At 39.3% G+C, this 26,031-nt stretch carries 28 protein-coding genes; 17 read left to right on the top strand and 11 right to left on the bottom strand.

Annotation, left to right across the window (positions count from 1 at the left end):
* The first annotated feature begins 714 nt into the window (after nt 1–714).
* The 4 genes from ilvC to ACXVWB_RS07050 all read left to right on the top strand — a co-directional run bounded on the left by ilvC (nt 715) and on the right by ACXVWB_RS07050 (nt 5,532).
* On the top strand, nt 715–2,196 hold the full coding sequence (ilvC, locus tag ACXVWB_RS07065; RefSeq protein WP_049356828.1) for a ketol-acid reductoisomerase: 1,482 nt from the start codon (nt 715–717) through the stop codon (nt 2,194–2,196).
* A 70-nt stretch (nt 2,197–2,266) separates the two neighbouring features.
* The gene (locus tag ACXVWB_RS07060) at nt 2,267–2,881 is read left to right on the top strand and encodes a hypothetical protein (RefSeq protein WP_289902418.1); all 615 of its coding nucleotides are present in this window, start codon (nt 2,267–2,269) and stop codon (nt 2,879–2,881) included.
* A 100-nt stretch (nt 2,882–2,981) separates the two neighbouring features.
* Nucleotides 2,982–4,790: an autotransporter outer membrane beta-barrel domain-containing protein gene (locus ACXVWB_RS07055; RefSeq protein WP_289902417.1), complete on the top strand. Its 1,809-nt coding sequence runs from the start codon at nt 2,982–2,984 to the stop codon at nt 4,788–4,790.
* 55 nt (nt 4,791–4,845) lie between these two features.
* The gene (locus tag ACXVWB_RS07050) at nt 4,846–5,532 is read left to right on the top strand and encodes an rRNA large subunit pseudouridine synthase E (protein ID WP_049356831.1); all 687 of its coding nucleotides are present in this window, start codon (nt 4,846–4,848) and stop codon (nt 5,530–5,532) included.
* Between the two features lie 2 nt (nt 5,533–5,534).
* Here ACXVWB_RS07050 and ACXVWB_RS07045 read toward each other — a convergent pair whose 3' ends face one another.
* Both ACXVWB_RS07045 and ACXVWB_RS07040 read right to left on the bottom strand, forming a co-directional pair.
* Nucleotides 5,535–6,302: a hypothetical protein gene (locus ACXVWB_RS07045; RefSeq protein WP_289902416.1), complete on the bottom strand. Its 768-nt coding sequence runs from the start codon at nt 6,300–6,302 to the stop codon at nt 5,535–5,537.
* A gap of 63 nt (nt 6,303–6,365) precedes the next feature.
* Nucleotides 6,366–7,049, bottom strand: coding sequence for a 2,3-diphosphoglycerate-dependent phosphoglycerate mutase (locus tag ACXVWB_RS07040; RefSeq protein WP_005694847.1), 684 nt, complete (start codon nt 7,047–7,049; stop codon nt 6,366–6,368).
* A 186-nt stretch (nt 7,050–7,235) separates the two neighbouring features.
* Here ACXVWB_RS07040 and envC point away from each other — a divergent pair, with 186 nt between their 5' ends.
* Nucleotides 7,236–8,468, top strand: a complete 1,233-nt coding sequence (gene envC / locus ACXVWB_RS07035; RefSeq protein WP_289902415.1) for a murein hydrolase activator EnvC — start codon at nt 7,236–7,238, stop codon at nt 8,466–8,468.
* On the top strand, nt 8,468–9,310 hold the full coding sequence (locus ACXVWB_RS07030) for a divergent polysaccharide deacetylase family protein (RefSeq protein WP_128787852.1): 843 nt from the start codon (nt 8,468–8,470) through the stop codon (nt 9,308–9,310). The genes envC and ACXVWB_RS07030 overlap by 1 nt, the downstream gene beginning before the upstream one ends.
* Nucleotides 9,311–9,358: 48 nt before the next feature.
* Here ACXVWB_RS07030 and ACXVWB_RS07025 read toward each other — a convergent pair whose 3' ends face one another.
* Nucleotides 9,359–9,988: a response regulator gene (locus ACXVWB_RS07025; protein ID WP_049364186.1), complete on the bottom strand. Its 630-nt coding sequence runs from the start codon at nt 9,986–9,988 to the stop codon at nt 9,359–9,361.
* 180 nt (nt 9,989–10,168) lie between these two features.
* Entirely contained in the window at nt 10,169–12,673 is a 2,505-nt protein-coding gene (locus tag ACXVWB_RS07020; protein ID WP_289902414.1) for a class I adenylate cyclase, read from the bottom strand.
* 136 nt (nt 12,674–12,809) lie between these two features.
* On the opposite strand from ACXVWB_RS07020, the gene hemC reads away from it, so the two are divergent.
* The 8 genes from hemC (at nt 12,810) to ACXVWB_RS06980 (ending at nt 20,232) form a co-directional block, all read left to right on the top strand.
* Entirely contained in the window at nt 12,810–13,742 is a 933-nt protein-coding gene (gene hemC / locus ACXVWB_RS07015; protein ID WP_289902413.1) for a hydroxymethylbilane synthase, read from the top strand.
* Nucleotides 13,743–13,751: 9 nt separating this feature from the next.
* Complete coding sequence (locus ACXVWB_RS07010; RefSeq protein ID WP_289902412.1) at nt 13,752–14,513, top strand: uroporphyrinogen-III synthase; 762 nt, start codon at nt 13,752–13,754, stop codon at nt 14,511–14,513.
* Nucleotides 14,514–14,522: 9 nt separating this feature from the next.
* Complete coding sequence (locus ACXVWB_RS07005; protein ID WP_289902411.1) at nt 14,523–15,821, top strand: uroporphyrinogen-III C-methyltransferase; 1,299 nt, start codon at nt 14,523–14,525, stop codon at nt 15,819–15,821.
* A 9-nt stretch (nt 15,822–15,830) separates the two neighbouring features.
* Complete coding sequence (locus ACXVWB_RS07000; protein WP_289902410.1) at nt 15,831–17,117, top strand: heme biosynthesis protein HemY; 1,287 nt, start codon at nt 15,831–15,833, stop codon at nt 17,115–17,117.
* Between the two features lie 173 nt (nt 17,118–17,290).
* Complete coding sequence (locus ACXVWB_RS06995) at nt 17,291–17,950, top strand: amino acid ABC transporter permease (protein WP_049364192.1); 660 nt, start codon at nt 17,291–17,293, stop codon at nt 17,948–17,950.
* Nucleotides 17,940–18,608 (top strand): amino acid ABC transporter permease, encoded by a 669-nt coding sequence (locus ACXVWB_RS06990; RefSeq protein ID WP_289902409.1) that lies wholly within the window; start codon nt 17,940–17,942, stop codon nt 18,606–18,608. The genes ACXVWB_RS06995 and ACXVWB_RS06990 overlap by 11 nt, the downstream gene beginning before the upstream one ends.
* An 18-nt stretch (nt 18,609–18,626) precedes the next feature.
* Nucleotides 18,627–19,391: an amino acid ABC transporter ATP-binding protein gene (locus ACXVWB_RS06985; protein WP_289902408.1), complete on the top strand. Its 765-nt coding sequence runs from the start codon at nt 18,627–18,629 to the stop codon at nt 19,389–19,391.
* Entirely contained in the window at nt 19,375–20,232 is an 858-nt protein-coding gene (locus tag ACXVWB_RS06980) for a cysteine ABC transporter substrate-binding protein (protein WP_054420144.1), read from the top strand. The genes ACXVWB_RS06985 and ACXVWB_RS06980 overlap by 17 nt, the downstream gene beginning before the upstream one ends.
* Before the next feature lie 54 nt (nt 20,233–20,286).
* Here ACXVWB_RS06980 and ACXVWB_RS06975 read toward each other — a convergent pair whose 3' ends face one another.
* Nucleotides 20,287–20,685, bottom strand: coding sequence for a pyrimidine dimer DNA glycosylase/endonuclease V (locus ACXVWB_RS06975; RefSeq protein ID WP_289902407.1), 399 nt, complete (start codon nt 20,683–20,685; stop codon nt 20,287–20,289).
* A gap of 157 nt (nt 20,686–20,842) precedes the next feature.
* Between ACXVWB_RS06975 and ACXVWB_RS06970 the strand changes: the two genes are divergently transcribed.
* Complete coding sequence (locus tag ACXVWB_RS06970; RefSeq protein ID WP_128787861.1) at nt 20,843–21,331, top strand: YbaK/prolyl-tRNA synthetase associated domain-containing protein; 489 nt, start codon at nt 20,843–20,845, stop codon at nt 21,329–21,331.
* 67 nt (nt 21,332–21,398) lie between these two features.
* Nucleotides 21,399–21,800 carry a hypothetical protein gene (locus tag ACXVWB_RS06965; protein WP_005694870.1) on the top strand — a complete coding sequence of 134 codons (402 nt, stop codon included), beginning with the start codon at nt 21,399–21,401 and terminating at the stop codon, nt 21,798–21,800.
* Here the strand turns inward: ACXVWB_RS06965 and tusB are convergent.
* Genes tusB through fkpA form a run of 5 tightly spaced genes read right to left on the bottom strand, consistent with a single transcriptional unit; the run spans nt 21,795 to nt 24,274 of the window.
* Entirely contained in the window at nt 21,795–22,082 is a 288-nt protein-coding gene (gene tusB / locus ACXVWB_RS06960) for a sulfurtransferase complex subunit TusB (protein ID WP_128787862.1), read from the bottom strand. The two genes, ACXVWB_RS06965 and tusB, sit on opposite strands and share 6 nt — an antisense overlap.
* Before the next feature lie 8 nt (nt 22,083–22,090).
* Nucleotides 22,091–22,450 carry a sulfurtransferase complex subunit TusC gene (tusC, locus tag ACXVWB_RS06955; protein ID WP_049364201.1) on the bottom strand — a complete coding sequence of 120 codons (360 nt, stop codon included), beginning with the start codon at nt 22,448–22,450 and terminating at the stop codon, nt 22,091–22,093.
* Nucleotides 22,447–22,827 carry a sulfurtransferase complex subunit TusD gene (gene tusD / locus ACXVWB_RS06950; RefSeq protein ID WP_128787863.1) on the bottom strand — a complete coding sequence of 127 codons (381 nt, stop codon included), beginning with the start codon at nt 22,825–22,827 and terminating at the stop codon, nt 22,447–22,449. The genes tusC and tusD overlap by 4 nt, the downstream gene beginning before the upstream one ends.
* Nucleotides 22,827–23,492 (bottom strand): helix-turn-helix transcriptional regulator, encoded by a 666-nt coding sequence (locus tag ACXVWB_RS06945; RefSeq protein ID WP_075875883.1) that lies wholly within the window; start codon nt 23,490–23,492, stop codon nt 22,827–22,829. The genes tusD and ACXVWB_RS06945 overlap by 1 nt, the downstream gene beginning before the upstream one ends.
* 59 nt (nt 23,493–23,551) lie before the next feature.
* A complete protein-coding gene (gene fkpA / locus ACXVWB_RS06940) occupies nt 23,552–24,274 on the bottom strand; it encodes an FKBP-type peptidyl-prolyl cis-trans isomerase (RefSeq protein ID WP_128787865.1) in 723 nt (240 codons plus the stop codon).
* A 94-nt stretch (nt 24,275–24,368) separates the two neighbouring features.
* On the opposite strand from fkpA, the gene ACXVWB_RS06935 reads away from it, so the two are divergent.
* Nucleotides 24,369–24,590, top strand: coding sequence for a SlyX family protein (locus ACXVWB_RS06935; RefSeq protein WP_005699194.1), 222 nt, complete (start codon nt 24,369–24,371; stop codon nt 24,588–24,590).
* Between the two features lie 48 nt (nt 24,591–24,638).
* Here the strand turns inward: ACXVWB_RS06935 and ACXVWB_RS06930 are convergent, their stop codons facing one another.
* Entirely contained in the window at nt 24,639–25,862 is a 1,224-nt protein-coding gene (locus ACXVWB_RS06930) for an MFS transporter (protein WP_289902406.1), read from the bottom strand.
* Nucleotides 25,863–26,031 lie beyond the last annotated feature (169 nt).

Genomic DNA, 26,031 nt, shown 5'->3' with positions numbered 1-26,031 from the left:
ATGTGTAACTCTATTTCATTTCGCCTTTTTCATTTCTTCCCACTTCATCCAAATTTTTCCCATTTATGTTAGATTATTTTTAGTAGTTATGTTGGATGTGTTTATTTTTTGTATCACTGAGGTGAATGAATATTTGTAGGTCGTTAAATTCCATAATTTCTTCTTTTATTTAATATCAGGTTTCGCCGATGGCGACTTACTTTCTTTTGCTTGTACAAAAGAAAGTAAGCAAAGAAAAATACACCCCAGTTAAATCGCTGATCTTTGCTTTGTTTCAATTTTCTTTACGGCAATTTTCTAAACTCGCTGCGCTCAAACAGACGAAAATTGCCTAAAAATTGAAAGTCACAAAAGCGATTTATATGGGGCTTAAGATGTATTAGCACATTATTTTAAAATGAAGTTGATTATAAGATTATTTTTATAATGAAAAATATTCAATTTTTAACCGCACTTTAAATCAAAGAAAGAATAAAATATTTTCCCTTCTTTGCCTACTTTTACTTTGCACAAGCAAAGAAAAAGTAGGTCGCTCATCGAGCGAAATACGATGCCAATTCACAAAAAAACAAAATAATTGCATAAATCGCAACATGACATTCCTATAATATCACTTTACGCAACAACAAAAAATCCTATAATCAAACCACAACAAAAAAATATGCAAACACAACCTCATACAAACATTAATCAACATCATACAAAGGATGAAAAATGGCTAACTATTTCAATACATTAAATTTACGCGAAAAATTAGATCAATTAGGTCGTTGTCGTTTTATGGATCGCAGCGAATTCGCTGATGGTTGCAACTACTTAAAAGGCAAAAAAATCGTTATCGTAGGTTGTGGTGCGCAAGGTTTAAATCAAGGTTTAAATATGCGTGATTCTGGTTTAGACATTGCTTATGCATTACGTCCAGAAGCGATTGCAGAAAAACGTGCTTCATTCCAACGTGCGACTGAAAATGGTTTTAAAGTGGGCACTTATCAAGAATTAATTCCAACCGCAGACTTAGTGATCAACTTAACACCAGACAAACAACACTCTAAAGTGGTGGCTGATGTGATGCCGTTAATGAAAAAAGATTCTGCATTCGGTTACTCACACGGTTTCAACATCGTTGAAGTAGGTGAGCAAATCCGTGAAGATATCACTGTTGTAATGACTGCACCAAAATGTCCAGGTACTGAAGTACGTGAAGAATACAAACGCGGTTTCGGTGTACCAACATTAATCGCAGTTCACCCAGCAAATGACCCACGTGGTGAAGGAATGGCAATTGCAAAAGCATGGGCAGCTGCAACCGGTGGTGACCGTGCAGGTGTATTAGAATCTTCATTCGTCGCAGAAGTAAAATCTGACTTAATGGGCGAACAAACCATTCTTTGCGGTATGTTACAAGCAGGTTCTATCGTATGTTACGACAAACTTGTTGCTGATGGTAAAGATCCAGCATACGCAGGTAAATTGATCCAATACGGTTGGGAAACCATTACTGAAGCCTTAAAACAAGGCGGTATCACATTAATGATGGATCGCTTATCAAACAGCGCAAAATTACGTGCATTTGAACTAGCTGAGCAAATCAAAGAAAGCCTTGGTTTCTTATATTACAAACATATGGATGACATCATCAGCAGTCACTTCTCTGCGACCATGATGGCTGACTGGGCAAACGGCGACAAAGATTTATTCGCATGGCGTGAAGCAACTGGCAAAACTGCCTTTGAAAATGCACCAAAAGCAGATGGCATCAAAATTTCTGAACAAGAATACTTTGATAACGGTGTATTAATGGTTGCAATGGTGAAAGCAGGCGTAGAATTAGCCTTTGATGCAATGGTAGAAAGCGGTATCTATGAAGAATCAGCTTACTATGAATCACTTCACGAATTACCGTTAATTGCTAACACTATCGCGCGTAAACGTTTATACGAAATGAACGTGGTAATTTCTGATACGGCAGAATATGGTAACTACTTATTCTCTAACGTCGCGACGCCTATTCTTGCTAAAGAAATCATTCCAACCTTACAAAAAGGTGACTTAGGTGAACCAACACCAGCAGTTGCTATCGACAACATCACCTTACGTGATGTAAATGATGCAATCCGTAACCACCCGGTTGAATTAATCGGTCAAGAGTTACGTGGCTACATGACAGATATGAAACGTATCGCTGTTGCAGGTTAATTATTAAATCGGTAAAATTCAAGCCAACTTATTCAATAAGTTGGCTTTTTTATAATCCAAAGGAATTAATATGAAAAACAATAAAATTTTTAACCGCACTTTTAAAGTGAGTCTGGTGGCTGTGGCGTTAGGATTAGTAAACCCTGTGTGGGCTATTGATTATAAGCTATATGAAGGTACCATATATAAGAATCCGGAAAGAACTGACTCTGAAGTAAAAAATATGAATTTTAATTCAGATTATGGCTATGATTTAACAAATAAAAATAATCTTGCAAGTGTATCTTTTCGGCTGAAAAATGGTTTAAAGGATAACGATTATCCAACAGAATCATTAATTTCCCTCGATCCTCGATTTTCTAATGGATCTACCTCATTAGAAATCAAACCTAATAGCACTTTCACATTATCGAAAGCTTTTCCTGCAAGTTCTGTTTTTGAATTGAGAGATTCAAACCTTAAATTTCACTTCGGTAATATCAATTTATCTGAGGGGCTTTCTACAGTTGATGCAGATGGTGAGACTGTTTCAGGAAATGTAGCATTTAATCTTCAAGATAATAGCACCATTGATATTGATGCAGTTCGTATAGTTAGTTTGGCTAAAGATGACGCAGGATACCAAGTGTATAATAAATCTACAGCAAATATTACCCACTCCTCTATTTTTCTGGGGGGGGGATAACAGCACTGCTATAGATGCCGAAAACTCAACATTATATATCAAAAATTTAGATATCACGCTACAACCAGCAGGTATCGATAAATCAACCACTATTGCATACATGTCTGAGAATACTACATTAAATATTGAAGACAGCTTGCTCAAAATTGAAGCGAAAGGTCAAAGTCAAGGTTTAGGTTTTTTACTTGATGGTGGCGTAACCAACATTACAAATTCTAACATTGAAAATAACACTGGAGATGTAGTTATTTTTACTAATAAACAAGATCCTCGAGATGAAACAAATAATTACGACTCAACTACCGTTAATCTAAAAAATACAAAAGTACCTGATGCAAAAGTGCTTGTAGGGTTAAATATGCCTGAACTAGCCGATACGGACTTAGCTGAAGGTGAAAAGACAAGTTCACCGAGATTTATTTTGAATGCAGATAACTCTCAGTTGAATGGTGTGGTAAAACAATACGACAACAAAAATAAAACACCTGTTACATTAAACCTCACTAACAATTCTACATGGGATTTAGTTAATAACTCAGAAGTAACTGACTTGCATTTAAATAATTCAGCCGTTTCCTTAACTAGCACCAAAGCGCCTTATGCTGTATTAACTATCACGGGAAATCTTACTGGCTCTGGCATATTTAATCTTTACACCAATATTGAAAATAACAATGCAAATAAAATCATTGTTCAAGGCACTGCTGAAGGTAATCATAAAATTGGGGTAACGAACCAAGGCGCAAATGTTGCTAACGGTAAAGTGACACTTGTCGAAACCCATGGTGGTAACGCTGCATTTAGCTTAACAAACCCGAATAATCGTGTAGATTTAGGGGCTTACCAATACTTCCTCACAAAAGAAGGAAATAATTGGGTGTTAGCGAACTCTAAAAATGAAGTCACCCCAACTCCACCTGTTGCACCAGTTACACCAAGCAAACAAGTGGTGACTCCAAGCAAACCTACGGTAACGCCTAGCACCCCAGTAGTAACCCCAAGTAATCCAGTAGTACCACCAGCAGTTCTACCAAGCGAACCGTTACTTTCAAACTTAGCAAATGCACAAGTTTCTCTTCGCCAAGCACAATTGCGTTTAGTGGAAGATGATTTAAGTGGCATCCATCAACGTCTAGGCGAAGTGAAAAACGGTGAAAAAGGTAATGTATGGGTTCGTAATGTGAATTCTCGCCAAAAATTAGCCGCACTTTCGACTGGTGAGAGTGAAACTGCTGGCTTTAAACAAAACGTACATAGCTTACAAGTGGGCGCAGATGCTGCTGTAACCGATAACCTCCGTGTTGGTGGGTTTGTTGGTCGTAGCCAAGCTAACGTTGATTTCAATGGCCATTACGGTAATGGCAAAGTAAGAAGCAACAGCGTGGGGTTATATGCAGCTTACCTTGCAGATAACGGTATTTATGTAGATAACATCGTGAAATACAGCCGTTTACACGCTAACTCAGATCACACTGAAAAACGCCATTACAACGCTTATACTATTTCGAGTGAATTAGGCAAACGCTTTAGCCTTGTGAACGATTGGACAATTACTCCGCAAGCACAATTAGCGTGGACACATATTTCATCACAAGAGAATGAAGATAGCTTATCTTCTGTTTATTCTCGAATTGGTTTACGTGTAGCCAAAGGCTTTGCATTAAGTAATGGTTGGAATTTACAACCTTACGCGGCAGTCAATGCAATTACCAGCAAAAACCGTAGTAGCAAAATTCATTACGCAAACAGCGCGCTTGATGTTGCAAGCAGCCGCGGACGTTTTGAAAGTGCAGTCGGTTTAAATGCTGGATTTGCAAATCATCGTTTTGGTTTAGAAGTAAGCCGTGCTGACGGTAAAAACTTCGATAAACCTTATGCAATTCAAGCAGTCTATCGTTATCAATGGTAATATAAAAGGGCGGAGTAAAATCCGCCTTTTTTCTCTTTTTTACTCAATAAATAATATGTCAAAATCTTTCCCTTCTCACTCATTTACAACCAAACGAACGGCAAAACCTACTCGTTCATTTAAGCCAAAAGCAAAGCTACTTACATTAGAACAAACAATCGTTGTTTTATTTAACAAACCGTTTGATGTACTGACACAATTCACCGATGAAAATGGCCGAGCTACATTAAAAGATTTTATTACCATTCCTAATGTGTATGCGGCAGGACGATTGGATCGTGATAGTGAAGGGCTGCTGATTTTAACGAATAATGGTGAAGTGCAACATCGTTTGGCAGATCCTAAGTTTAAAACCGAAAAAACGTATTTTGTACAAGTAGAAGGCATTCCTGAAGAGACAGACTTAGACAAACTCCGCAAAGGCGTTGAATTGAAAGATGGGATGACGAAGCCTGCAAAAGTGCGGTTGATTTCTGAACCGGATTTTCTTTGGCCTCGCAATCCACCTATTCGTGAACGTCAAAGTATTCCAACGAGCTGGTTGGAAATTAAAATTAGTGAAGGGCGTAATCGACAAGTGCGTAGAATGACGGCACATATCGGCTTTCCGACATTACGACTTATCCGTTATCAAATGAGTCATTTAACACTTGATGGATTGGGTAATGGTGAATACCGCCGTTTGAATGAAGAAGAAATGCGTGCGCTATTCAAACAACTCCATTTAAATAACGCACGTTAAGATTAGAAACGTTGAGCGGGTTGTGCGTTTTCAACTTGCACGAAAAAGCCTTTATCATTCAAGATAATGCTGTAATTCGTAACATATTTAACGCCATTAGTTCTAACTATAGCGTTACAACTCCGAATGCCTTGTTGTGGGTAAGATTGTGTTTCATGCGCTTGGATAATCTGTTTTATAGTCATTGGTGTATTAGTCACGATACCTTGCTTGTGGAACGCATCAGATAATACGGCAAAGACTTTTGAATCATTACATCTTGGCACAACAACGGATTTTGTCACGGTATTCGCTGTTTTCTGAGTAACAGTTTCCACGCTATTTTCAGTCACTTTTTCAACAGATTTTAGTTCTGCTTTCTTCACTTCGGTTTTAGCCGCAGGTGTTTTTTTAGCCATCACTTTTTCAGGTTTCGCTGATTCTTTAACTGCAGTTTGCTTAGTTTTTTCTACTCGCTGTTTGCCTTTCGTTTTTGTCGGCTCTGCTTTAGAGGCTTTATTTGTCGTTTTATTTTTCATTTTTTCTTTTTTCGTTACCGCTTTTTTCGCTTCGGCAATTTTAGTTGGCTTTTTCGCTTCTGCTTTTTTGGCATCGGCTTTCTTTTTTGCTGTTTTGACTACGGCTTTAGGCGTAGTGGCTTTCTTGACTTCCACTTTTTTAACTGCCGTTTTCACTGACTTAGTTTGAGTTGATTTTGCCGAGTGATTTGGCGATGCTGCAAAGGCCAAAACAGGTAACAAGGCAAAAATCACCGCAAGTAATTTTTTCATCCGTTATTCTCCTTAAACAAAAAGTGCGGTCAAAATTAACCGCACTTTGAAATCATTTATAAATTAAAGATAGTAGTGTTCTACATAGTTTAATTTATCATCAAGTTTTAACACTAACGGTTGACCGGTTGGGATTTCAAAATCCATGATTTCCGCATCAGAAATACCAATAATGTGTTTTGCTAATGCACGAAGTGAGTTACCGTGCGCCACCACTAAAACACGTTTACCAGAAAGCATTGCTGGTGCAATTTGATCTTCCCAGAATGGTAACGCGCGTTCTAAGGTTAATTTTAAGTTTTCTGCGTTTGGTACCACGTCAGATGGGATGTTTGCATAACGACGGTCGTTATGTGCAGAGTTTGGATCTTTCGGATCTAAATCTGGAGGAGAAATGTCATAAGAACGACGCCAGATATGAACTTGTTCGTCACCGTATTGTTCTGCGGTTGCTTTTTTATCTAAGCCTTGTAATGCACCGTAGTGACGCTCATTTAAACGCCAGTTTTTCACTTGAGGAATCCATAATTGGTGAGATTCTTCTAACACGATGTTACAGGTTTTGATTGCACGAGTTAAAACAGAAGTGAAGGCGATATCGAATTCATAGCCTTTCTCGAACAATTTTTTACCCGCTGCTTTTGCTTCTTCTACGCCGCGCTCGGTTAAATTCACATCACGCCAACCAGTGAATAAATTTTTTGCGTTCCACTCACTGAAACCGTGACGAATGAATACTAATTCCATAAGGATCTCCTAAGTATTGATAAAAAATGAATGGTTCTTTTATAGCAAAAAATCATTATGTTTAAAAGTAAAAAGGCGGCATTTACTGATCTTTCGCAAAAAATCGCCTGTAAACTTTTAGCCACTCAAAAATAATGCTAGTATTTAAGTTTTATTCGTCCCTTAATTTCTCTTAAGTTTAGATGTATGCAACAAAGCAATCGTAGAAAAAAAAGCTTATCAAAACTGACCGCACTTTTTGCTTGTGGCTTGCTTGGCTTTTCATCTTTCGCGCAAGGCAACGATCTCAACCAGATTCAAAAACAAATTAAACAACAAGAGTCAAAGATCGCTGAACAGAAGCGAGAACAAGCCAAATTACAAGCGAGTCTTAAACATCAAGAAAGCAAAATTAACAGTGTTGTCGGTGAATTACGCGAAACAGAATTAAGCTTAAAAGAAATTCGCAAGCAAATGGCGGAAACCGAAAAGCAAATCAAGCAATTAGAAAAGCAAGAGCGTGCGCAAAAAGTGAAGCTCGCACAGCAAATAGACGCTATTTATCGCTCAGGTGTAAATCCTTCTACCTTAGAAAGAATGCTTTCAGAAGATGCGAAAAAAGCGGAACGCATGAAACTGTATTATCAGCACTTAAATCAAGTTCGCATCGATATGATCAACAATCTGAAAGCGACACAAGAGAGTTTAGCGAAACAGCGCGAAGCGATTTCAGGGCAACAAAAAAATCATCGCGATCAACTTTCTACGCAAAAGAAACAGCAGCAAGAATTACAAAAAGCGCAGCAAGAACGCCAATCTACGTTAAATGAACTCAACAAAAACTTAACGAAAGATCAGAATAAGCTGGAAACGTTGAAAGCGAACGAAAATGCCCTTCGCCAAGAAATTCAACGTGCAGAACAAGCCGCTCGCCAACAAGAACAACGTGAGCGTGAAGCCCTTGCACAGAAAAAACAAGCAGAAGAAAAACGGACCTCAAAACCTTACCAACCAACCGATCAAGAACGTAAGTTGATTAATAGTACCAGTGGTTTAGGTAGCGCCGCTCGTCAATACAGTCGTCCAGTTTCTGGCCCAACGTTGTATTCCTTTGGCTCAATCCAAGCAGGCGAAGTGCGATGGAAAGGTATGGTTATCGGCGCACCAATGGGGACCGCAGTAAAAGCCATTGCAAGTGGTCGTGTTATTCTCGCCGGCCATCTTAATGGCTATGGTTATATGGTGATTGTGAAACACGGCGATAGCGACTTGAGTCTGTATGGTTTCAACCAAGCGGTATTTGTAAAACAAGGTCAGCTTGTTTCTGCGGGACAAACCATCGCACAAGTGGGGAATACGGGTGAGCTCTCTAAACCGGCACTTTACTTTGGTATCAGCCGTAAAGGGGTACCTGTGAATCCGGCTGGGTGGATTAAATAATGGCAAGGTTCTTTCAAAGTGCGGTCAAAAATACAATTATTTTTTCAACCGCACTTTTCTCTACTTTTAGTTTTGCACAAGGCAAGCTGGCTATTGTGATCGATGACATTGGCTATCATCCGAAAGAAGATGCAGAAATTTTAGCGATGCCAAAGGAAATCTCTGTCGCCATCATTCCTGCTGCACCCTATGCCAAAATTCGCAATCAACAAGCGAAAACGCAAAATCACGATATTCTCATTCATATGCCGATGCAGCCAATCAGTAATATTAAAATTGAGGAAGGTGGTTTGACTTTAGGGTTATCTGAAGCGCAAGTAAATGAACGAGTGAAAAAAGCTAAATCTATTGTGCCAAATGCCATTGGAATGAATAATCATATGGGCAGTGCAGCCACAGCCGATGCCACATTAATGACCTATTTAATGACCGCACTTCGCGAGCAACATTTATTCTTTTTAGATAGCCGAACGATCGGGAAATCAGTTGCGGGAAAAATAGCAAAAGAACAAGGCGTACGTGTATTAGATCGCCATATCTTTTTAGATGACAGTGATAATTTAGTGGATGTGCAACGCCAATTTCAAAATGCAATCCAATATGCACGTAAACATGGCACAGCCATTGCTATTGGGCACCCTCGTCCAAATACCGTAGCTGTATTAAAATCAGGAATAAAAAATTTACCCGATGATATTCAATTAGTGGGTATAGGCAGTTTATGGCGAAATGAAAAAATCTTGCCACCTAAATCATTTATCTTAATTTTTAATGATATTCCTGCACCAACCTCGGTTGCACCGTTTGAGCCAATTCCTTTATTACGGGGCGTGCCAAGATAACAAAAAAGAGCGGTTGAAAACTGCTCTTTTTTATCGTTTTAAACTTGCCTATCGACCATTTCGTTCAAAGAACAAGACAGTTGCCGCAACGCGTGAGTGAACGTTGAGTTTACGAAGTAAATTACGAATATGCACTTTAACTGTTTCTTCAGAAATAAAAAGCTGACCCGCAATTTGTTTGTTCGATAAACCTGTCGCAATTAAACGTAATACATCCATTTCTCGATCGGTGAGTGAATCAATGGGATCAACCGTATGTTTACGCTCTAAAAGTAAATTCTTAATCGAATCGCTTAAAATTACTTCACCTTGTGCAATACGTTTAATTTGCTCAAGTAACACATCTGGCTCAGTATCTTTCAATAGATAGCCATCTGCACCCGCATCGATGAGCGTGAAAATATCATTTTTCGCATCAGACACAGTTAAGATCAAAATTCGTGCGTCAACACCCTCCGCACGCAACCCTTTAAGGGTATCTAAACCAGAGAGGCCTTTCATATTCAGATCTAAAATAATTAAATCTGGGGATTCTTGAATCGCAATGGAAATACCTTCTGTACCGCTTCCTACATCAGCGACAACTTCAAAATTCTCTTCTAATTCCACTAATTGTTTGATACCGCGACGCATCAATGGATGGTCGTCGATAATTAATACTTTTAACTTTTCTTGCATAATTTTCTCCAAGAGATGAGAGGGCGCACATCCTATCGCCTGAAGGCGAAAACGTCCACAGCCTTAGATTATTTCTCAATAGATTTTCAAACGAGGGATTCTATCGGGATTTTGCCTATCTTCCAATGCATAGTTGCAGATATATTTGATTTATCTCAAATCATGCTTGTTTTGATTTAGCTAGTCGCAAGTCCTTTTGCTTTTAAATTTGAACGGCATAATACGCATGCCGCTTTCTGTCGAGTGCAATTGATAAAATTGCGGGTAATTAAAATTCCGTTGCACCATTTTATACGGATTTTTACAACCTTTCGAGCCGAGTGACTGATAAATCTGGTTCACTTCACGCACTTTATCATCTTTTAAGCCCTCGCATTGACGATAAATCTCGAGGCGATTCTTTTCATCTAACAAATAAACATTAAAGCTATTATCGGTATTATCTTCAAAGAAGAACTGTAAAAATCCTTCACTAGCAAATAAATCAATTTCAGGTGGATATCGGCGTGTTTCAGGAATAGTTTCTTTCTCTTCTAACTGAGTTGGTAAAACGTCTTCAAAATTGACCGCACTTTCTTTTCCATCGTCAATCGGTTGTAAGCTAATCCCTTTTTCTTCAAAGAAGAATTGCCAGTTTTTCCCAGCCACTCGTAAACGGGAATGCGTTGTTGGGCGACTATCACCTAATTGAATACTAATGCAACGATTAACCAAGGCACTTACTAAATTTCGTAATGTACGATTATAATGTTTACTGTAACAAAAAATCTGTACAGAACGAGGTTTATTTACGCCTTGATAAATTTTATTAGAAAGCACCTTTAAAGCTAGCAAAATCGCATTTTGGCCTTCAAAATGTAAGGTTCGAATTTCATTCCACATATTACGGTAAGTGAAATCAATGCTACCGACCAAGCTCTGCTCTAATTGACCAAAACTGAATAAATCACTTGGCGAGATATTGGATTTAAGTTCTTCCACTTGTGCTGTTGGATCATTCACCAAGTTCACCGCAATGAAAAGATCTCGGATTTCACATTGCGAAGAAAGTGCCTCATTTGTCGGTACTTGACCATTTGTATGGGGGAAAAACAATCGTAAATCAGCGACAAAATTACGTAAAGTGAGTTGGTCGATATTTTGACTAATTAAATGTAAATGCGTTTCTGCCGTCAACAAGCGATTAAAATAAGCCCATGAAACAACCTTATTTAAACTTTCCCCATATTCCATTACACGTTCTTTCGAAAACATAATATGATGTGGCGGTTGATTGACCACATACCAACCATCTTTAAAGTGTTTATTGCCATGAATTTCAATGAATGTAAGATGATCTTCCGCTAAATTATGCGAAATTTGAGGATTCAGTAGTGTAATTTTACCGGGTAACTCTTCAAATGCCGTATAAAGTTTACGAGAAAGTACCGTGATATCTTGTGGGATCACGCTAGAATTAATTTTATGTTTGCGTGCAAAATCAACCAGGTTTCGATAACTCATCATCAAGAAACTCACCAAATTATTGTGACTTTCTTTCACCCGTTTGATTTTCCAAGTTGGGCGTTGGTCCAATTCTTCAATACGTTCTTTCGACCACCCCCATTCTTGGGCCATCATTTTCATATAAGAAATACGCCAATTTGATGCGTGGTATAATGCAAAATCTTCCGTCGCTTTCACATAAAAACAAGAACGCACAAAATCAAGACGCTTAAATTCTGAATGTGCGGTCAAATATTGGCTAATTCTCTCTAAAATCGCAATATAAGGATCGAAATGATGTATAGCGGTGCTATGGCCAGAAAGCAAATCCTCTTTAAATTGGCGAGCAATTAACTGGGCATTTGGGTATTCTTGGGCATAAGTTTCTAACAATAAGATTTTCATCACCGATTTATAAGGCGAATCAATACCTTTATAAAGTTGCCACAAGCTTGCGCCAAAATATTCACTGGCTGAGAATTGCCCTAATCCACCAAAATCCACCCAATCATTTAAATTAAGCTCACCTGTCGCGACTAAACGCGCAACTTCGGCCTCATATTGCTTTTCATCTTCCACCCACAAGTGCAGCCACAATAATGGTTTACCCGCAAGGCGTACCGCAGAGCGATAAAATTCTTCCAACAGCAACATATATTGCGCAGAACCACTGTTTTCTTTAGTTAGCGGATCGGAATAACGTTCGTTACGGAAACGCTGTTGCGTCATTAAATAGAAGTGCATTTCTACATGAAATGTCGATGCCCATTGGCTGATTTTCTTCGTTTTTTCCGCTAAGCGCTGCTGATCTTGTTTAGACAAATCATCTTGATGGCAGATCCAAATATCTAGATCCGAAGCTGAAGTTTGGCTAATGGAGCCAAAACTTCCCATCACATAAATACCTAAAATCGGTGCAAAAACAGCATCAGAATTGACCGCGCTTTGCACACTTTCTGCAAGTTCAGAATGTTCTTTTGAAAGAAAATCTTGCTGATAATTGGAAAAAATAAAATCGGCGATGCCTGCGGGGGCATCTTCCACATAACCCGGTAGAGTGGGATGATTAAGATGCAACAATAATGGCATCAAAGAGACGATGTGTCGGAAGGCATCTCCAGAGCCCAATAGTGCTCGCTCCAAACGACGTTTGTCTAGTGCGTCAATACTTTTTCGAGCTTCATTGAGATCGTATTTCAAGGCTTCCTACCCATGGCCAAATAACTGGTGTTAATGTATCACTTACCTAATCGGAAATCAAAAATTTAAATGATCTGACTTTTTGCCCTAAAAATGGTAGCATAGGACACATTTCTATTTAAAATCAGCGGTATTTATGGCAGTACTTAAAACCTTAAAAATTGCGACTCGTCAAAGCCCTTTAGCACTTTGGCAAGCAAATTTTGTAAAAGATCAATTAGAAAAATTTCACCCAACACTTTCTGTTGAATTAATTCCGATGGTGACAAAAGGCGATGTCATCCTAGATTCCCCTTTGGCTAAAATTGGTGGGAAAGGCTTATTTGTTAAAGAGTTAGAAAATGCTTTACTCGAAAAACGTGCCGATATTGCTGTTCATTCAATGAAAGATGTGCCGATGGAATTTCCAGAAGGTTTGGGCTTAAGTGTGATCTGTAAACGTGAAGATCCGCGCGATGCTTTCGTGTCTAATACATACCGTTCATTAGATGAATTACCCCAAGGTGCTATTGTTGGGACATCAAGCTTACGTCGTCAATGCCAATTAAAACAATTACGTCCTGATCTTGATATTCGCTCCTTACGTGGCAATGTGGGAACCCGATTAAGTAAATTAGATAATGGCGAATATGATGCCATTATTTTAGCCTCAGCTGGCTTAATTCGTTTAGAGCTAGCAGAACGCATTGCCTCGTTTATTGAAGTGGAACAGTCATTACCGGCTGCTGGGCAAGGCGCAGTAGGCATTGAGTGCCGTGTTGATGATGAAGAAGTGAAAGCATTGCTTGCTCCACTTGCCGATGCAACTACGACGACTTGTGTTTTGGCTGAGCGTGCAATGAATACCCGCTTACAAGGCGGCTGCCAAGTACCAATCGGTGGCTATGCGATTGCGCAAAATGGCGAAATTTTCTTGCGTGCACTCGTCGGAGAAACCGACGGCTCTGCGATTATTCGTGCGGAAGGTAAAAGTGCGGTTGAAAATGCCGAAGCATTAGGCGTGACCATTGCTGAACAACTCCTAGCACAAGGCGCTGATAAGATTCTAGCAAAGATTTATTCAGCATAGGGAATCACCATGGCTGTACTAGTCACTCGCCCTGACGAACGAGGAAAAACCCTAGTTGAGCAGCTGAATCAAGCTGGTGTGGTTGCCTTGCATCTGCCTTTGCTTTCTATTGAAGCGGGTGCCGAGTTGGCACAATTACCGACGAAACTTAATCAGCTAAAACGTGGTGATTATGTGTTTTTGGTTTCAAAAAGTGCGGTCGATTTTGCGGATAAAACCCTGAAAGATATTGGCTTTAGCTGGCGTCAAGATTTACAATACTTTACAGTTGGACATAGAACGGCACAGCATTTTTCCTGTCAAACTGAATGTACTGTTCGTTATCCAATCACGTCGGAAAATACTGAAGGTGTATTAAATTTACCGCAAATGGCAGAATTAACCGATAAGAACTTGTTAATTTTACGTGGCAATGGTGGACGAGAATTATTACGCGAACAGGCCACACTACGCGGTGCAACTGTTGAGACAGTCGAATGTTACCAACGAGTACTGATTAGTTATAACAACGAAGAGCAGACCAGTATTTGTATTCGTTCCGGTGTACAAACCTTGGTGGTCACAAGCCTTGAAATTTTGCAGGCGTTAATCGAATTTGTACCTGAAAATGAACAAAGTTGGCTAAAAAATTGCTGTTTAGTCACGGTAAGTCAACGCATTGCGGATGTTGCAATACAACAAGGTTGGCATCATGTGGTGGTTTCCGCCGGTGCGGATAATCAAAGTTTACTTAATACCTTACTAAATGAAGTAACTCCCCTTTCTCACTAAGGAAAAGATATGGCGAAAGAGAAATTAACCCCAGAAACAACAGATGAAATCCAAGCAACAGATGCAGTGGAAATTCAAACTGAAGATCATGAACCTGTTGCACCTCGTACACAAACCGTTGTGAAGAAAAGTGGTACAGGATTAAGTTTATTGGCTATTCTCATTGCACTTGGCGTGGGTGGTGCAGGTTATTATTTTGGCCAACAAAAAGTGGATGAATTCCAACAAAAATTGACCGCACTTGAAGCTCAAATTAATAATAAAACAGTGGTTTCAGCACCTACTCAAGACGTAAAATTTGATACCACGCAACTTGCTCAATTAGAGTCAGCGAATAAAGCAACGCAAGACAAAATTGCACAAGTAGAAGAGCTCATCAATGCCAAATCACATGAGTTAGTTGGCTTACAATCACAAATCAATAAAGTGAGCGCGCAAGCTAATGCTCAACAACCTACTGATTGGTTATTCTCAGAAGCTGATTTCTTGCTCAACAATGCATTGCGTAAATTAGTGTTAGATAATGATGTGGACACATCGGTTTCACTCTTAAAACTCGCTGATGAAACCCTTGCGAAAGTGAACAACTCACAATCCGCGGCTATCCGTAGTGCTATCAATCAAGATCTGAAACAACTTCTCTCCGTAACTGGCGTGGATCAAAATGCGGTCATGCAAAAATTATCACAATTAGCTAATACGATTGATGAGTTACCTGTGTTGGATGTGAATTTCGGTGATGATCAAAATGCAACAAAATTATCAGATTCCCTGTCTGACTGGGCGGAAAATGCAGAAAAAAGTGCGACCTCATTCTTAAATCACTTTATCCGTATTTCACCGAAACATGGTGCGGATCGCAAAGAATTATTAGCGCCAAACCAAGATATCTACTTGCGTGAAAACATTCGTTTACGCTTACAATTAGCGATTATGGCGGTGCCTCGTCAGCAAAACGAACTTTATAAACAATCTTTAGAAGCTGTTGCATCTTGGATTCGTAGCTATTTTGATACCAATGCTGAAGTGACTCAAAATTTCTTAAAATCAGTGGATGAATTATCTGAAGTATCCATCTATGTGGATGTGCCAAGCCAATTACAAAGCTTAAGTATGCTTGATAAGTACTTAAATCGTACACCTTTAGATGTTCAAAAAGTGGAAATTGAAGCAGAAAAAGCGGTTGATAATTCACCAAGAAAAGAAGAAGTAAAACCAGCACCTGAAGCGAAAGCGGAAGAGCCAAAAGCTGAAGAAAAACCCGCTGAAGCACCAGCTGCACAACCGGCAACTGAACCCCAACAATAAGGATAGATAATGTTTAGAGTTCTCTTTTTAATGATCGCCTTACTTGCCGGATTGATTGCAGGCCCTTACCTCTCCGGTCAGCAAGGTTATGTCAGAGTTGAAACGGCAAACACCGTATATGAAATGTCACTCACCACATTAGTGATTCTCTTTGTAGTTACACTTGCAGTGATTTATTCGTTAGAGTGGTTGGTGACCCGTTTCTTCCGTTTAAGTAGCAATACCTATAACTGGTTCTCTCGCCGTAAACGCGTGAAAGCACAGCGTCAAACCCTTGAAGGCTTGATGAAAATGAATGAAGGCGATTATGCCAAAGCAGAAAAACTGATTGGTAAAAACGCAAAACATTCTGCCGAGCCAGTATTAAATCTGATTAAAGCCGCTGAGGCTGCTCAGCAACGCGGTGATGAATTCAGTGCAAACCGTTATTTAATTGAAGCGACGGAGCTTGCAGGTTCAGATAACCTGGTCGTTGAAATTGCTCGTACCCGTATTTTATTACAACAAAATAAATTACCGGCTGCGCGTAGTTCCGTCGATAGCTTACTTGAAATGTCAGATCGCAACAAAGAAGTATTAAAACTTGCTGCTGAAATTTATAGCCGTTCTAAAGCTTATCAAGCTTTAGATGAAATCTTAGATTTAATCGAAGGTTCAGGCTTATTCTCAGCAGAAGAATTTAAAGCGCTTCAACAAGAAACAGAAAATGGCTTGTTAGATGAGAAAATGAATGAAGAAGGCGTTGAAGGTCTGCTTGCTTGGTGGGAAGCTCAACCACGCCGCCGTCGCAATGACTTAGAGTTAAAAACCGCTTTAATTCAACGTTTGATTGATTGCAACGACCATGAGTCAGCTTATGAATTCACGCTTGAAATTATGAAAAAATTGGGTGATAACACTCCAATCAGCCCTGAACTTTGCACGCAAATCACTCGTTTACAAGCGGAAGATAACAGCAAACTGCTCAAGTTAGTGGAAAAACGTGCAAAACGTGCCGATGAAAGCCAACGTTGTTGCCTCAATCGTGCATTAGGCTATCTTTATGTGCGTAATAACGAGTTTGCTAAAGCAGCAGAAGCATTTAAAGAAGTGACTGCTTGCCCAACCGAACTTCAACCAAATGATGTCATGATGGCGTCTTATGTGTTTGAACAAGCTGGCGACAAAGCAGCAGCGGAAAAAATTCGTCAAGACAGTTTAAAATCAGCCATGTCTATTCAAGATAAACCTGCTGAAATACAAGATGAACCAAAAAAAGACGAAGAACCAACCGCACTTATTGCGAAACGTGATTAAAATAAACAAAGACGGGGCTGAATAAAGCTCCGTTTTTTATTCTTTCTCTCTTGCAGATCTTATTTGAAACGTATCTCTTATTACATTTCATTATAAATAATGCATTTCCATTCTTTTCTCACCGATTCAAAATTTTTTACTATATCGTTACGCAAACGATTAAATTATAAAAAATGAATTGGGATTATATTTTAAGCGTCACCCCACGTTTTATTCACGCCACGCTGATGACGCTTCATCTTGCCTTTTGGGGCATTTTATTGTCGCTAGTGATTGGTGTGATTTGTGCGGTGATTACCACCTACAAAGTCAAATCATTAACTTGGTTAGTAAAAGGCTATATTGAACTTTCTCGTAATACGCCTTTATTAATTCAAGTATTTTTTCTCTATTTTGGGCTGTCTAAAATCGGCCTAAAATTAGATGGGTTTACTTGCGGCATTATCGGCCTGGCATTTTTAGGTGGAAGCTATATGGCAGAAGCCTTTCGTGGTGGTCTGGAAGCAGTATCAAAAGGACAAATTGAATCTGCCTTAAGTATTGGTCTCACCCCTTTTCAAGCTTTTCGCTATGTGATTTTCCCGCAAGCCTTTGCGATTGCTACACCTGCAATCGGAGCAAATTGCTTGTTCTTAATGAAAGAAACCTCAGTGATCAGTGCCGTTGCCGTAGCCGAACTGATGTTTGTAGCGAAAGAAGTCATCGGGCTCGATTACAAAACCAATGAAGCCTTATTTTTATTAGTGGTGTTTTATTTGATCATTCTATTACCGATGTCTCTGTTCATCGGTCATTTAGAACGCCGTACTCGGAGAGCAAAATATGGGGCTTGAGTTATTATTCCAAGGTAGCAACATTGAACGCTTGCTTAACGGTTTATGCGTGACGGCTGAAATTGCGTTCATTTCTGTCTTCTTCGCCTGTATTTTAGGCGTGATTTTTGGCGTAATCATGACGAACAGAAACCCAATTATCAAAGCCATCTGCCGCTTTTATTTAGAATTTGTACGTATTATTCCATTATTAGCCTTACTTTTTCTCGCGTATTTTGGTTTGGCAAAATGGTTTGATATTCACTTAGATGGCATTTCTGTATGTATTTTGGTGTTTATTTTCTGGGGAACAGCAGAAATGGGGGATTTAGTGCGTGGTGCATTAACTTCCATTGAAAAACATCAAGTGGAATCAGCCTACGCTTTAGGTTTAACGCCGTTTCAAACCTTTGTGTATATTTTACTTCCACAAAGTTTAAAACGTGTGACACCAAGTGCGATTAACCTCTTTACCCGCATGGTAAAAACCAGTTCCTTGGCAATGTTAATCGGTGTAGTAGAAGTGATAAAAGTCGGTCAACAAATTATCGAGCATTCATTATTTAGTAATCAATCGGCGGCGCTTTGGATTTACGGTGTCATTTTTAGTTTATACTTTGTGATTTGTTACCTGCTATCCTTATTTTCCCGTTATTTAGAAACCCGTTGGGAAAGTTAATTTTTATTAGGAAAACACATGGCGTTATTAGAAATTAAAAACCTCGTCAAAAATTACGGTGATGTAGAAGCACTCAAATGCATTAATCTTTCTATAGAGAAAGGCGAAGTTGTCGTTATTTTAGGTCCATCGGGTTGTGGTAAAAGTACTTTTTTACGCTGCCTAAATGGATTAGAAGAAATAAAGCGCGGTCAGATTTTGCTGCAAAATGCAGGAGAGTTAGGTAAAGACATTCCTTGGGTCAAAGCACGTCAACGCATTGGGATGGTATTCCAAAGTTATGAACTCTTCGCTCATTTATCAGTGATTGACAATATTTTGCTCGGTCCTTTAAAAGTACAAAAACGCGATCGCGCAGAAGCTGAAAAACAAGCCGATGAGTTACTTAAACGTGTAGGTCTATATGACCGAAAAAATGCCTATCCGCGTGAATTATCAGGTGGGCAAAAACAGCGAATTGCTATTGTGCGTTCACTTTGCATGAACCCTGAAATTATTCTGTTCGATGAAGTCACTGCTGCCCTTGACCCTGAAATGGTACGCGAAGTACTTGATGTGATTTTAGGTCTTGCCAAAGATGGTATGACGATGCTCATCGTTACCCATGAAATGAACTTCGCCCGTCAAGTCGCTAACCGCATTGTGTTTATGGATAAAGGGCAAATCATTGAACAGGCAAAACCGGAAGATTTCTTCACGAATCCAACCACGGATCGTGCGAAAACATTCTTAAATATCTTAAATTATGAACCGAGAGGGACAAACTATGAAGAAAACATTTAAAACATTGACCGCACTTTTAGCCACTGCCACCTTAGCATTTGGCTTAACCGCGTGTAATGATAAAGAGCCCGCTAAAGACGGAGCAAAAACGGTTTCAAGCCTTGAGCAAATACAAAAAGATGGCAAAGTGCGCATTGGTGTATTTAGCGATAAACCACCATTTGGTTATGTGGATGCGCAAGGTAAAAGCCAAGGCTTTGATGTCGAAATTGGTAAAGCGATCGGTAAAGACTTATTAGGTGACGAAAACAAAGTGGAATTTGTTTTAGTGGATGCCGCAAACCGTGCTGAATACTTACTTTCTAAGAAAGTTGATATTATCTTAGCTAACTTTACTGTGACACCAGCTCGTAAAGAAGTGGTAGATTTTGCTAATCCATATATGAAAGTGGCACTCGGTGTCGTTTCAAAAGATGGCTCAGTCATTACTGATCTTGAACAATTAAAAGGAAAAACTTTAATTGTAGATAAAGGTACCACAGCTGATATTTTCTTTACCAAAAACTATCCAGATGTGAAATTATTGAAATTTGAACAAAATACAGAAACCTTTGAAGCCTTACGTGATGGTCGTGGTGATGCATTATCTAACGACAATACCTTCTTATTCGCTTGGGCAAAACAAAATCCAGGTTATACTGTGGGCGTAAAAAACTTTGGCGATCAAGATGTTATTGCACCAGCTGTTCGCAAAGACGCACCTGAATTGTTAAATTGGTTAAATAACGAAATCCAAACCTTAGGCAAAGATGGTCGTTTAAAACAAGCTTACGAAAAAACTTTATTGCCAGTTTATGGTGATACCGTCAGCGAAAGCGATATCGTGGTTGAATATAAATAATTTAACCCCATTCACTTCCCCTGTAATTTCCCCACAGGGGAAGTGAAAAACGCTTTATTTTTGATCGCTCTTTGAAAGATGTGGTGTAAATCTCGCCTTTAATGGCATTCTTTCTTGAATACGTTCACGATTAATCTGTAACGCCGCCTCTGTGGCTTCATAGTCCAACCATAAACTTGGATCATCAGGTAACGTTTCATTCCAAATATACTGCACGTTAAAGCCTCGCGCCTTACATTCCGCATGCAATGCATCATAGCGTTTCTTTAAAAACGCCAATTTATTAAAGAAAAAGCGTACATGCCCTTCACCTAACTTATATTCTGCAGGCTGTCCTTTTAAGTGATATTTACCTTTCGCCACGGCGTTAGGAATGCGGGTTAATTCACGATGCTCCGCTAAAAGATGCTGATCACAAAGCTCCTCAGGTGGAACAAGATTAATTCGAGTCATAAGAGATACCAAATAAAAAGGAACATAGTACGGGGCGTAAAGGTATTTGTCTATCTCATAATAAATACGACTCAAAAGATTAATTATTTTTCTTTGATTTTCACATGAATCAACCTTTGTTAAACTCATTAAAAATATCGCTATTGAAGGAACCCGCATGTCTGTCAAAACATTTGAAAAATTGACCGCACTTTTAGATGAGCATCAAGCACGCTATCGTGTCGTTGAACACCCCACAGCAGGAAAATCAGAAGAAGTGGCTAAAATCCGTGGTACAGAATTAGGGCAAGGGGCAAAAGCGTTAGTATGCAAAGTAAAGGGAAATGGCATAAAACAAGCGGTATTAGTGATATTGCCAGCTGATCAACAATCTGATTTAAGCAAAGTGGCGGCCTATTTAGGTGGCACGAAAGCCTCTCTTGCTAGTCCGGCAGAAGTAGATACCTTAACTGACTGTGTATTTGGTGCAATTCCGCCTTTTAGCTTTCATCCTGATTTGTTTCTAATTGCTGATCCTAGCTTACTGTCTCGTTATGATGAATTGGCATTTAATGCAGGTACGTTAGAACGCTCTATTATTCTCAATACACAAGATTATGCCTCAATCGTTCAGCCCACATTAGTGGATGTAATAAAAACCAAATAGAGAAAAGATTGGTTGTCTTTCATTTGATTGATACAATGCTTCCGTTTTTCTATTAATTGGACATCTCATGAAAAAATATCTTAAAGCATTTATTCTTTTTCCGTTGATTATTCAAATTATTGGCACTGTCGCCTTAACATTCTCGAATAATGATACTGATCAAATTCAGAGCTCGGTGCTTTCTGTCTTTATTGTCGCTGCAGTGCCGACTTTTCTCATTACGCTTTGGGCGGCATTTCACCGTTATGCAAGCTACAACGTGAAAGCTATTGCATTAATTGCAGGATTAATCGGATTTAGTTACACAGTCGTGGCAGGATTCTTTTATGCCACACTCGTTAATGACATGGGATTTGGCGAATGGTTACGCGCAGGAGGATTAGAAATTACCTGCTTAATGGCTGCAGGTTTGGCACTTTATTCTGTTATGGTATTACCGCTCTTGTTACCGAAAGAACGCCCACTATAAGGCGATTTGAGGCGAATATTGAGCAGTTAAATCCACCAAATCTGCTAATGAAATTGACCGCACTTGATTGTTTTCTGGCAAAAGTGCGGTTAAATTTCTAGCTAAAATATCCTGCTCCAACACAAAACATTGCCCTTTGCATTGAGTAAACATTTCCCCATACTTCACAGCTAACAACACGCCATCTTGCCATAAAACCACCGCATCATTTTCCGTGATTTCAGTCAAATAACGTTGAAGGTCTGTCTCAGAATAATGAGCTTGAGAAAAGGTATAAAGCATAATATTCCTTAAAACGTAAACACTTTTTCTGCTTGGCTAAGTTTCTTGATCAACGAAGTGCGGTCAATTTTTTCAGCAGAAATAATGAGTTGTTCTGTTTGCAAATTGTATTGGTCGAGCGAATCGGCACAGACAAAGCGCTGTTCAATATCGTATAAATCTAATAATTTAAAGGTACGAATAAAATCTTTTTGTAACAATAACTCAGGATTTTGCCCATCGAGTAAATTTAATACGCCATCATCGATAAAAAAGACACCAATTTCCTCTTCATCACAAAATGCTGTCGCAGCAAGCAAAGCATCTAAACCTTCACGAGAAATCGCGTTTCCATGCGGTGCGGTACGAAATAAGAATGCTAGCTTCACAATGTCACCACCCGATCCGCTTTTAATGCCATCGCCATAAACTCGCCTAAGCCTGTAATCTCAAAACCTTCTGCAAGATTCGTATGATCCGTATCTTTTGCCGTAAGCGCATCCACTACGCCACGACGTTGTGAAGCCGCCACACATAAATGCAAAGGGATATGATGCTGCGCTGAAAAGGCTTGCCAAGCTTGCGTGAGATTAAATTCATCATTGGCAGGATAAACCAAGCCATTGCCATTACTCACACCGTCTTGGAAAAAGAAAATTTGGCTAATGGCATGCCCTTTTTCGAGTAACGCTTGGGCAAATTGATAGGCAAGAAAAGCCCCTTGTTTTCCATAAACGGGACTTTTCACGGCGAGAACATAGTTCATTATTCTTGCTCTTGTTTGATTTGACGAATATACAAATACACGGTGTGGCGAGAAATCGCGAGGCGATCAGCCACTAAATTGATCGCATCTTTAATATCAAAAATGCCTTTTTCGTAAAGTGAAATCACAATCTGACGGTTCTTATTATTATTCGAAACCGAGCGATCTGCATTCACTTCTTCAATGGTTTTTTCTACCGTTTGTGCCACCAATTCTTCCACTGAACTTGCAAAATTGACGGAAGAGGTTTCATTTTGTTCCTGCGTTGGCATAAAGGCCTGCATAAATTGAGAAACCGGCACATCCAAATTAATATTGATACAAAGTAAACCAATAATGCGTTGTTTGCTATTTCGAATGGCGATAGTCACAGACTTCATCAACACATTGCCCTTCGCACGCGTGAAATAAGGCTTAGACACACTCTCACTTTGCATATTACGCAAGGATTTCAAGGCTAAATCCGTAATCGGTGAACCCACTTGGCGATTGGTATTATGCCCGTTGGCAATACAAATGGCAGAATGCTCAATATCTTCCAAAGAGTGTAATACGATTTCACAATGCTCGCCAATCAACGCGCTCACGCCATCAACTACTGCTTTATAGGAAATCAGAATAGCACGATCTTCATCGGTGAAAGGTTGTCTATCGGTTAGTATCATTTTTCAAATCTGGTAGGGAAAATGACCGCACTTTGGACAAAGTGCGGTTAAATTAAGGCTTATTTTTTAGGATTAACGTCTAATACTTCAACGTCGAAGTAAAGCGTTGCATCAGGTGGAATTGAATCGCCTGCACCTTGTTTGCCATAAGCTAATTCAGGTGGAATCACTAATTCGATTTTACCGCCTTTCTTCACTAACTGAAGGCCTTCAGTCCAACCTTTAATCACTTGGTTTAATTTAAACTCAACCGGTTGACCACGTTCAACAGAGCTATCAAATACTTTACCATCTGGTAATTTACCGGTGTAATGTACTTTCACAGTATCTGTTGCTTTAATCGCATCACCTTTACCTGCTTCAGTGATTTTGTAAAGTAAGCCATCTTTGGTACTTTTCACGCCATCTTTTTTCGAAAATTCAGCGCGGTATTTATCACCTTCTTCTTTTGCGGCTTTCGCTTGTTGTTCTACTTTTGCTTTAGCAGCAGACACTAATTGCTCTTGAATGCCATCTAAGGTCTTTTGAATTTTTTCGTCTTTACGAACATCAACTTTACCTTCTAATGCATCTTTTAAGCCATCTAAAATACGCGCATTGTCGTATTGAATGACTTCTTTTTGAGCATCCACTAAATCTTTTACTTGGTTACCCATTAACGCACCCACAGCATAAGACGCATCACTTGCGCTTGGCGCGGCTTTATCTTCTGCAAAAACAGAACCTGAAACGACCGCACTTACCATAAGTGCAGCAAGAGAAAGCTTTTGAATTTTCAACATTTTGCTTGATCCTTTATAATAGAAACGGAATAGTGAATAGGTTAAATCGGATTGACCAAATTCACAACATTTTTTTAGAAATTAGAGAAATTTTATGCAAAATCAACAAATTTTAGAAGATCGCATCGCTGAACTTGAAATGAAAATTGCTTTTCAAGAACAACTTTTAGACGAACTCAATCAAGCATTAGTTCAACAACAGTTTGATATGGATAAAATTCAACTTCAACTCCGCTATCTCGCCGGTAAATTAAAAGATATGCAACCTTCTAATATTGCTAGCCAAGCAGAAGAAACGCCGCCTCCGCATTATTAAACAACAAACCGCACCTAAAAGTGCGGTCTGTTTTGCTTTCGTTTTTTATTATTGCATACGAGCTTGAATACGTTCTGGCAATCTTAATCCAACGAGAGCAACAAGGACAATTGTCCAGAATAAGGTCACATACACAAGGGCTGAACCCAGTCCTACTCTTTCGCTAAGTGCGGCGGCAATCACAGGAGACACCCCTCCACCGATCGCAGCGAAGTTATAGATGAAACCGATACCTGTGCTTCGCATTTCAGCCGGGAAGAAAGTCGCCATATATTTTGGTACTAAACCGGCAATCCCTAAGTTAGTTGCAAGTAAGAAGAAGAGCAATGCACCAAGGGCTAACACATTATTTTCTGGCAAATAGAATACTGGGAAGAGGAAGAAAAGTGATAACAATAAGCTATATACAAAGGTTTTCTTCTCACCCAATTTATCACCGATAAAGCCTGCAATTAAGGTACCGATGAGGATACCAAAGCCTGCCCAGAACATCAGTGATTTCACATTTTCAGCATAGCCGTTTTCTTTGAGGTAAAGTGGAAGCAAGCCTACTACCAGCCAGTTTACGGAGAAAATTGAATAACAAACTAAGAAAATAATTAAGGTAATTGGTAATTGTTTTTTAGTAAATAGGTCAGTAAGTGGCACTTTATTCACTTTACCCGCAGCTTTCGCTTGCGCCCATTCTTCACTTTCAGGTGCATGGCGACGAACATAGAGTACTAAAGCAACTGGAGCTAAACCAATAAAGAAAGCCATACGCCAACCATAAGTTTGAGATACCCAAGGAATCACTTGAGAGGCAAGAATATTACCAATGGAAAAGCCACTCACTAAGAATGCGCTGGCTTTTGTACGTAAATGTTGTGGCCAGCTTTCAATGGCATAAGAGGAAGAACACGCATATTCACCTGCCATCCCCATACCGATAATCATACGGAAGATGAAAAGCCAAATATAACTGGTGGATAAGCCGCACAAGAATGTGCCAACGGAATACGTGATAATGGAAACAATCATCGCCAAACGACGACCATATTTATCGGCAAAACTACCAAAAATCGCCCCACCTAATGGACGTGCGACGAAGGCCGCAAGTAATAGTGTGGATGTTTCCGTTGTGCTCATGGCGAATTCCTTTTGAATATCCAAAAGCACATAAGTGATAAGCATATAATCGAAGCCATCAAAAACATAACCTAACCAAGCCGCAAATAACGCTTTTTTTTGCGTAGGACTGACTTCTTTATACCATGGTAGTGATGTTGTCATAACAACCTCCTTTCCTTGTATTTGAGAATTTTGTGGTTTAGATCACAGAATTTAAAATCACTGCTAATTTCTGCTTGCATAACCAAAGATAAGACGTATGATGTCTTATGTCAATTGGAGAGAATGAGAGCTGGATCACAAATTCAGAAAATAGATTAGAAAATGAGAA

The sequence above is a fragment of the Haemophilus sp. SZY H53 genome (assembly GCF_054332375.1).
The sequence above is the reverse complement of the archived record's forward strand: the minus strand, read 5'-3'. Positions and strand labels throughout refer to the sequence as shown.